This is a genomic window from Sphingomonas sp. LH128, from assembly GCF_000293195.2.
Classification (GTDB): Bacteria; Pseudomonadota; Alphaproteobacteria; order Sphingomonadales; family Sphingomonadaceae; genus Novosphingobium; species Novosphingobium resinovorum_A.
In genome coordinates, this window is the sequence record NZ_ALVC01000135.1 from 1 (window position 1) to 7,746 (window position 7,746).

At 56.8% G+C, this 7,746-nt stretch carries 7 protein-coding genes and 3 pseudogenes; 7 read left to right on the forward strand and 3 right to left on the reverse strand.

The annotated features are described in order from the left end of the window. Together LH128_RS11560 and LH128_RS11565 are read left to right on the forward strand one after the other, a co-directional pair. Window positions 1–499, forward strand: a 499-nt coding sequence (locus tag LH128_RS11560) for a helix-turn-helix domain-containing protein (RefSeq protein ID WP_008829810.1), incomplete at its 5' end; no start/stop codon positions are given. 107 nt (window positions 500–606) lie between these two features. Next, on the forward strand, window positions 607–1,833 hold the full coding sequence (locus LH128_RS11565) for an NAD(P)/FAD-dependent oxidoreductase (protein ID WP_008829811.1): 1,227 nt from the start codon (window positions 607–609) through the stop codon (window positions 1,831–1,833). Between the two features lie 19 nt (window positions 1,834–1,852). Here LH128_RS11565 and LH128_RS11570 read toward each other — a convergent pair whose 3' ends face one another. After that, the gene (locus tag LH128_RS11570) at window positions 1,853–2,641 is read right to left on the reverse strand and encodes a 1,6-dihydroxycyclohexa-2,4-diene-1-carboxylate dehydrogenase (RefSeq protein ID WP_024020828.1); all 789 of its coding nucleotides are present in this window, start codon (window positions 2,639–2,641) and stop codon (window positions 1,853–1,855) included. A gap of 149 nt (window positions 2,642–2,790) precedes the next feature. Between LH128_RS11570 and LH128_RS11575 the strand changes: the two genes are divergently transcribed. The 4 genes from LH128_RS11575 (at window position 2,791) to LH128_RS32115 (ending at window position 6,517) form a co-directional block, all read left to right on the forward strand. After that, entirely contained in the window at window positions 2,791–3,777 is a 987-nt protein-coding gene (locus LH128_RS11575) for a dihydrodipicolinate synthase family protein (RefSeq protein WP_008829814.1), read from the forward strand. Window positions 3,778–3,820: 43 nt separating this feature from the next. Next, window positions 3,821–4,996 carry an aromatic ring-hydroxylating oxygenase subunit alpha gene (locus tag LH128_RS11580; protein WP_008829815.1) on the forward strand — a complete coding sequence of 392 codons (1,176 nt, stop codon included), beginning with the start codon at window positions 3,821–3,823 and terminating at the stop codon, window positions 4,994–4,996. Then, window positions 4,993–5,490 carry an aromatic-ring-hydroxylating dioxygenase subunit beta gene (locus tag LH128_RS11585; protein ID WP_024020827.1) on the forward strand — a complete coding sequence of 166 codons (498 nt, stop codon included), beginning with the start codon at window positions 4,993–4,995 and terminating at the stop codon, window positions 5,488–5,490. The genes LH128_RS11580 and LH128_RS11585 overlap by 4 nt, the downstream gene beginning before the upstream one ends. A gap of 358 nt (window positions 5,491–5,848) precedes the next feature. Further along, complete coding sequence (locus LH128_RS32115; protein ID WP_082718776.1) at window positions 5,849–6,517, forward strand: TetR/AcrR family transcriptional regulator; 669 nt, start codon at window positions 5,849–5,851, stop codon at window positions 6,515–6,517. Window positions 6,518–6,519: 2 nt separating this feature from the next. Here LH128_RS32115 and LH128_RS11590 read toward each other — a convergent pair. Beyond that, window positions 6,520–6,894: pseudogene (locus LH128_RS11590) on the reverse strand (transposase); the annotation flags it as partial. On the opposite strand from LH128_RS11590, the pseudogene LH128_RS11595 reads away from it, so the two are divergent. Next, window positions 6,877–7,193: pseudogene (locus LH128_RS11595) on the forward strand (transposase); the annotation flags it as partial. The pseudogenes LH128_RS11590 and LH128_RS11595 overlap by 18 nt on opposite strands. Before the next feature lie 329 nt (window positions 7,194–7,522). Here the strand turns inward: LH128_RS11595 and LH128_RS11600 are convergent. Next, window positions 7,523–7,746, reverse strand: a pseudogene (locus LH128_RS11600) (IS110 family transposase); the annotation flags it as partial.

Below are 7,746 nucleotides of genomic sequence, written 5' to 3' on the forward strand. Positions count from 1 at the left end.
GCGCCAGCGCCGCGAGGACATTCCGGTGCTGCTGGAACACTTCCGTCTGCGTTATGCCCTGCGCCATGGCCGAACAGTATCGGGCTTCACTCCGCGGGCGATTAACGCGCTGTTGGCTTACGATTTCCCGGGCAATGTGCGCGAACTTGAGCGAATGGTGGAACGCGCCGTGCTGTTGGCGGACGACGGACGAGCGATCGACGTCAGACACCTGTTCTTGGAAACCGACGGCCTCGAATTGAAGCCGGCGATGTGCATGACCAACGATGGCAGGATCAGCGCCGTTGACAATGTTGGTAGTCGCGCCAACTTGGTGCGCCAGATGCTGGATCTGATCGTCGATGAGGGCGGAAGCCTGCTGGAAATGGAAGGGCTGGTGATCCGCGAGGCCCTTGATGCAAGTGGGGGCAACGTTGCTCGCGCGGCGCGCACCTTAGGCTTTACCCGTCGGCAGCTCGCCTTGCGTCTTGAAAAAATGGAAATCCAGGAATCCGCCTAGCGCGCGTTAACTCTCGCAACGCATTGCATATTGTGCAAAGAAGGTCTATAGGGAGGTGCGCCTTCCGGCAATAAGACCGGGAAAGCACGCAAAGTTGGGAGAATCGCATGAAATCGGTAGCCGTGGTCGGAGCAAATCTTGCGGGTGGCCGCGCGGTGGAGTCCTTGCGCCAGGCTGGCTTCGATGGCCGGATCACCCTTATCGGCGAAGAACCGTGGCGGCCCTACGAGCGCCCGCCCCTGTCCAAGGAGGTGTTGTGGGATCCGGCCAATGTACCGGACAATTTCTTCCTTCATGACGAGGCCTGGTACGCCGCCAACCGCATCGAAATGCGGCTTGGCACGCGTGCCGAAGCGCTCGACCTGGCGGCGAGCGCTGTGCGCCTGACGGGCGGAGACCTGGTCCAAGCCGACCGCATCCTGCTGACCACCGGTGGTTCCGCCCGCAAGCTCAACATGGAGGGTGCCGACGCCGCCAACGTGCATTACCTGCGCACCCGGGACGATGCCACCCGGATGGCGACGGACCTCAGGGACGGCGCCCGGATCGTCATCATCGGCATGGGTGTGATCGGGGCTGAAGTCGCGGCCAGCGCGGTCAAGCTGGGGTGCCGAGTGACCGCGATCGAACCGCTTGCCGCGCCTATGATTCGCGCGCTCGGGCCGCAGTTCGGGCAATGGCTGGGCGAGGAACATCGCCAGCGCGGCGTCGACACCCGCTTCGGACGCGGCGTGAACGCGATGAAGGTGCTTGACGGGCGGGTGACGCAGGTCGAACTCGATGACGGATCACTGGTGGATTGCGATGCCGTGGTAGTCGGGGTCGGGATAGTGCCGGAAATCAGCCTAGCCCGGGACGCAGGCATCGTCACCAATAACGGCATCATCGTCGATCGGCGGTGCCGCTCCAGCAATGAGAATGTCTTTGCCGCCGGCGACGTGGCCGAACAGGAGAGCTTCTTCGGCGGCCATATCCGCCAGGAAACCTACCAGAATGCTGCCGATCAGGCTCAGGCCGCGGCGCTCGCCGTGCTCGGGCAGGGCGTCGATTACTGCAAGCCGGTGTGGTACTGGAGCGACCAGTTCGATCTCAATATCCAGTTCTGCGGCCATATCCCGGTGCAAGCCGAGGTAACCCTGCGTGGAGACATGGCAAGCAACCAGTTTACCGCATTCTTCCAGTCAGGCGAGATGATCGAGGGCATCCTGACTGTCAACCGCGCCCCAGACATGGGCATCGGCAAACGGCTGATCGAGCGCCGAGCCAATGCCCAGGCCGCGCAGCTGGCCGATGCCGATGTGTCGCTCCGCGATATCCTCAAGCAGGCTGGTTAGGCTCGTAAGGCGGGCGGGATCAGCCGATCCCGCCACCTGCGACGTAGAGGGTTTGGCCGGTGATGTAGGACGCCTCGTCGGCGGCTAGAAAGCAGATCGCGGCGGCCAGTTCCTCGGGCTCGCCGAAGCGACCCAGCGGGGTATCGCGCAAGGTCTGCTCCATCACCTCGCCAAAGCCCTTGCGGTCCGCGTCGGAATGCGGAGCGGTATTACGCGGGGTGACACGGGTCACGTTGACCCCGCCAGGAGCCACGCAATTTACCCTGATGCCACAATCCTCCAGTTCCAGCGACAACGCAGCGGTCAGCGCCGCCACGCCACCTTTCGCAGCCGCGTAGGGCACGCGATTGACCCCGCGCGTTGCCACCGAGCCGATGTTGACGATCGCGCCGCGACCCGCCGCGCGCATGTGGGGCAGCACTGCATGGCAACACCACAGCGTCGGCCACAACGAGCGATTAATTTCGGCGACGATTTCTTCGGTGGTGTATTCCCAATAAGGCTTGGCCCAGATCGTGCCACCGACATTATGGACGGCCACGTCGATCCGCCCGAATTTATCGCTTACAGCGTTGTACAGGGCAGCGGCTCCAGCCTGTTGCTCGAGGTCGTGGATGGCGGGGTGAGCGTCGACAGATTCGGCCATAAGTCGCGCAACCGCATCCAGTGTCGCCTGTTCTGCACGATCGGCAACGACGACTGTGGCGCCTTCTCGCCCTAGGCGCTGGGCCGTAGCAAAGCCGATGCCCTGGGCTGCTCCCGTGACAATCGCGATCTTGCCTGCAAATCTTACGTTTGCGTCTGTCATCTCTGATTTCTCCAAACCCGCACCCGTCCGGCCGGAAGGGTGCAATCCTAGTCACATTCGGCTTCATAAATCCGCATTCCTCCCTTGCCAAGCCCGTGGGCAATGCGTTACATATTGGCTAATGATTGAAAATCTTTGGGAGATGTTGCGTGGCGCGTGAACTGCTGACTGCTGCTGATATAAAGGGTGCCTGGGCGATCGTGCCGACGCCCGCCAAGGAAGGTGCTACCGATTGGCGCGCCACTGATACGGTTAATGTCGACGAAGCAGCCCGCATGGTCAACGGCCTGATCGAGGCCGGAGTCGACGGCATCCTGAGTATGGGAACGCTGGGCGAGGCCGCGACCATGACGCTTGACGAAAAGCTCGTCTTTATGAAGACTATCGTAGATGCCGCAGCGGGCCGGGTTCCGGTGTTTGTCGGCACAACCTGTATCAACACCCGCGACACCATCGCGCTGACCCGCGAGGCAGTCGATATCGGCGCGACCGGGACGATGCTGGGCGTACCGATGTGGTGCGCGCCGAGCGTCGATGTCGCGGTCCAGTTCTACAAGGATGTCGCTGAGGCGGTGCCCGATATCAATATTGCAATCTATGCCAATCCCGAAGCATTCAAGTTCGATTTCCCGCGCCATTTCTGGGGTCAGGTCGCCGAAATCCCCCAAGTTGTTACTGCCAAGTATATCGGTGTTGGCACACTGCTGCCCGATCTGGCCGCAATCAAGGGGCGGATCAAGCTGCTGCCGATCGACTTCGATTACTATGGCGCGGCGCGGATGGACGATTCGGTCGATGCCTTCTGGACAAGCGGCGCGGTCTGCCATCCTCTCGTCAGTACGACATTGCGCGATCTCGTCGCACAGGCCCGCGCCACCGGCGACTGGAGCAAGGCCAAGACCTTCATGGGGCGGCTCGCGCCCACGGCAGCAACGCTGTTTCCCAATGGCAGCTTCAAGGAATTCTCCACCTACAACATTCCGCTGGAAAAGGCGCGGATGACCGCCGGTGGATGGATGAACGCCGGACCTTGCCGTCCACCCTATCACTTATGTCCCGAAAGCTATCTCGAAGGCGCGCGTAATTCGGGCCGGATGTGGGCCGAACTGGGCAAAGCGCTCGAAACAGAGCGTTGAAGACGGTCAGATAAACGATCACTGGAAATGCGGGAGCAAGAGGATGGCTGACGCGACCTTGACCTGGCCGAAGAATTATAACGAAGTTCCCAAGGCGGCCTTTACGCGATCGGATCTCTACTTGGAAGAGATCAAGCGGATATTTCACGGCCCGGAATGGCATCCGGTTGCGCACGAAAGCGAGTTGCCCAACCCAGGCGATTTCCGGACGATCCGCCTCGCAGGAATCCCGCTGTTGATCTCGCGGGATGAAGGGGGCGAGGTTCGCGTGTTTTACAATGCCTGCTCGCATCGCAGCAACCAGCTCGAAACTGCGGTAATGGGTAACAAAACCGAGTTCGAATGCCCCTATCACCGTTGGCTGTTCAGTGCCAAGGGCGAGCTTGTTGGATGTCCCAACCCGCGCGAATTCGTACCCGGTTTCGACAAGGCGGACTACCCCTTGGGGCAGCCGCGCTTCGATCTGTTCTACGGCCTGATATTCGTGACGTTCTCGGCTGAGACAGAACCCCTTGACCAGTTTCTCGGCGAAGCAGGAGAAACCCTGCGCGAACTGATGGCGGGCGACGGTCGCCTTAAACTGCTGGGCTATCAGAAGGTTCGCTATGACAGCAACTGGAAGGGTTACAACGACAACGACGGCTACCATGCCCCGCTGCTCCACGCGGCATTCAAGATGCTCAATTGGCAGGGCGGCAAAGGGCGGCAGTATACCGCCACGAAACGCGGCCATGTCTGTTTCGAGTCGGCACTCTCCGTGGCGAGCGGTCCCAGCGTTCTAAAAGATAAGGATCTGATTGCCTTCAAAGGGCAGGATCCATCAGTCGGGTCACGCATCGTCCAGTTGTTCCCGACTTTCGTTTCAACCAAACATCTCGACGTCATAAACCTGCGCTTCGCGACCCCAATCGATGCCGAAACGACCGAGGTCCACTACGCCTATTTCGCCCACCAGAACGACGATGCGGACATGCTTCGCCACCGGTTACGGCAAAGCTCCAATTTACTGGGTCCATGCGGTTTAATTAGCATGGAAGACGCTTCGATCTTCCACCGGATCCACATCGGCAGCCACACGCCTGGCAATGCGATCTTCCAGAAAGGCGTGCGTGATCCTGCCAAGCTCGAGTCCGAGTTTTCGCAGAACGATGAAAGCGGTAACCTTCCGCGCTGGGAATATTACCGCTCGGTGATGGGATTCGAAAGGGCACAAGCATGATGCTTTCGCCCACCAAACTGGAATGCGCTCTTGACCGCCTGCTGCTGGCGGACGCCAACGCGCTCGACAGCAAAGACATGACAGGCTGGCTCACTAACTATGCCGAGGAAGAACAGGCATCTTATTACTGCCGTGCGGCCGAGAACACAGAACATAACCTCGAACTCGGCTTCATGTTCGACGATTGTAGGGCGCGACTGGAAGATCGCGTCACTTATGTCACAGAGATCTGGGCAGGGACCTTTCAGGACTACCGCACTCGCCATTTCGTTCAGCGGGTCAGCCATCGGCAGGTCGATGCCAGCACAGCAGAGGCCATGTCCAACTTTTCGGTTTTCATGACGCCGATGGATACCGGGGTCACTCAAATTCTTGCCGCAGGTCGCTATCTCGATATGGTTCGGCTTTCGGGCGATGGTCGGGCCAAGTTTCTGTCCCGCCGTGCCGAATTGGATACGTCAGTACTCCCGCGATATCTTGTCTACCCGATATGAAAAGTTATGCAATATAGCTAAATATTCCAGAGAAATACCGATCTATATTATAGCTTTAGCAGTAATCTTCGGAAGATTTCGATATGAGTTCACAATGTAAGATGGTGAAATTGCCAAAAGATATCGCGGATAAAATTATACGCTTTTCAACTGGAAGAACGGATTCAATGTTACAGAAAGAGCTTGGGATAAGCTATAATACGTGGAGAAAAATTAAGCGAGGACAGCCACTTAGAGAAAGCTTAGCGGCAAGAATAATATCTAGAATTAGTATAATATAATCATATTCTTATCAAGAGATTAATTTTCCTTAATTTCCTTAATCTGTCACTGACATTATCGAGCACCATTTTTTTCGATGATCCGAAGCCATGTAGGATTTATGCGGCAAAAAAATGTCCTATCAATCAGTTCAAAGAGAGAACTGAAAAAAAGTGCGCGTCGCAAAAATATCGTAAACGTTGCGATGAATGCATTTTTAGAGAGTGGCTACGATAATGTCACTATGTCTGATATTTCTAGTATATTGGGCGGGTCGAAGAGCACTCTTTGGCAATATTTTGATCACAAGGAAGACATTGCTGTTGCCGCTATTGAATTGAAAGTTCAGTTATTTAGAAATTTTCTTGATCTCGATATTTCCGAATGTAGTAGTATAACCAGTATGTTGAATTTATCTTCGAAAAGATTTTGCCATTTCTTGATGCGAGATGACACCATCGAAATCGAGCGAATTATAATTATCAACAATCGGCGCATTCCCAAGTTAGGAAATATTTTCTACTCTAATACATTTTTGTATTTTCGAGATCAAGTTTCCTTATTTTTAGCTAATTCTTTATACGACGAAGATCCGGATGACGCGGCTATGCTGTTACTTGATCTTTGCACCTCAGGATTCAATCGAAGGTTGATACTGGAGTTGCGACACGCAAACAACATTCTAGCCGACCAAATCGCTGATCGCGCGGTACAGATTTTTATGAAGATTTACCATAAGTGCCTGGTTCGTCATCATGCGGATTGATTTCATAGTCTTGCGATACGTCGGATGACGATTTGAACGGGCGGGATGAAGACCCAAGCCTTTGCCGAAGCGATGGTTTTCTCGAAGTCCTCTGCTAGGCATCGGTTTCGGTTGAGCCATGCCAACGTCCGTTCGACCACCCAGCGGCCGGGCAGCACCTCGAAGCCTTTGGCGGTATCTGACCGTTTGATGATTTCGATGGTCCATTTCGCCATTCGCCGCAGAGCCTTCCTGAGTTTGTCGCCAGCATAGCCGCCATTTGCGAAGACGTGCCGCAGATACCAAAAGCGCGCGATGATTTCGCGTAGCACCATTGGGACTCCGTCGCGGTCCTGAATGTGGGGCGTGCGGATCACAGCATGCACCAGATCGCGTTCATTCTCAAGCAGGCCGAGGATGGTACGACCGTCGAGGAGGTGTGCCGCAAAGCCGGCATATCGGTTCAGACCTACTATCGATGGCGGAGCAAATATGGCGGACTGATGCCGTCGGAGACGAAGCGGCTGAAGCAGCTCGAGGAGGAGAATGTCCGGCTCAAGCGGCTCGTGGCAAACCTCAGTCTCGACAAAGAGATGCTGCAGGACGTCATCCGCCGAAAAATGTAAGGCCTGATCGAGCTCGGGAGATCGTTGGCTATCTGCGGGCGAACTACCAGGTGAGCGAACGGAGGGCCTGCGGCGCATTTCCGATCAACCGATCGACCCAGCGCTACCAATCCCGTCGCCTCGATCAGGCCGGTCTCAAGATGAAGATCAAGGAGCTGGACACCTTCTGTCATTGGGTGCGGGACTGCAAGGTAGATCGACTTGGGGTTCATGCTTCTGTCCGTGATCGACGCGTGGTCGTCACATGATGCGGTCGGAAAAATCAGGGTAGCCGATCTCGAAAACGGCGTTGATCGCCAAAGCGTCCAGCGGCTTGTCCCTGACCATCGTCCCCTCGCCGGTCACCCGCAGGGGACCTCTACGTAGCTGAGTATCCGGGCATCTTTTCTCTCCTCGAAGGCTATGCCGGCTGGCCGTACCTGAAGTCGGCTTCATCGACCCACATCCGGTGCAGAATGATGCCAAGCTTGCGGGCGAGCGCGACCTTGGCGCGCTTCGCGCTGCGGCGCTTGGCGATATTCATTGCCCAGGCCTTGATCTTCGACCATTTCGCCACGCGCGTCATCAGAACGTGCGCTGCCTCGAACAGAGCGACCCTGACCGCCGGATCACCGGCACGACTGA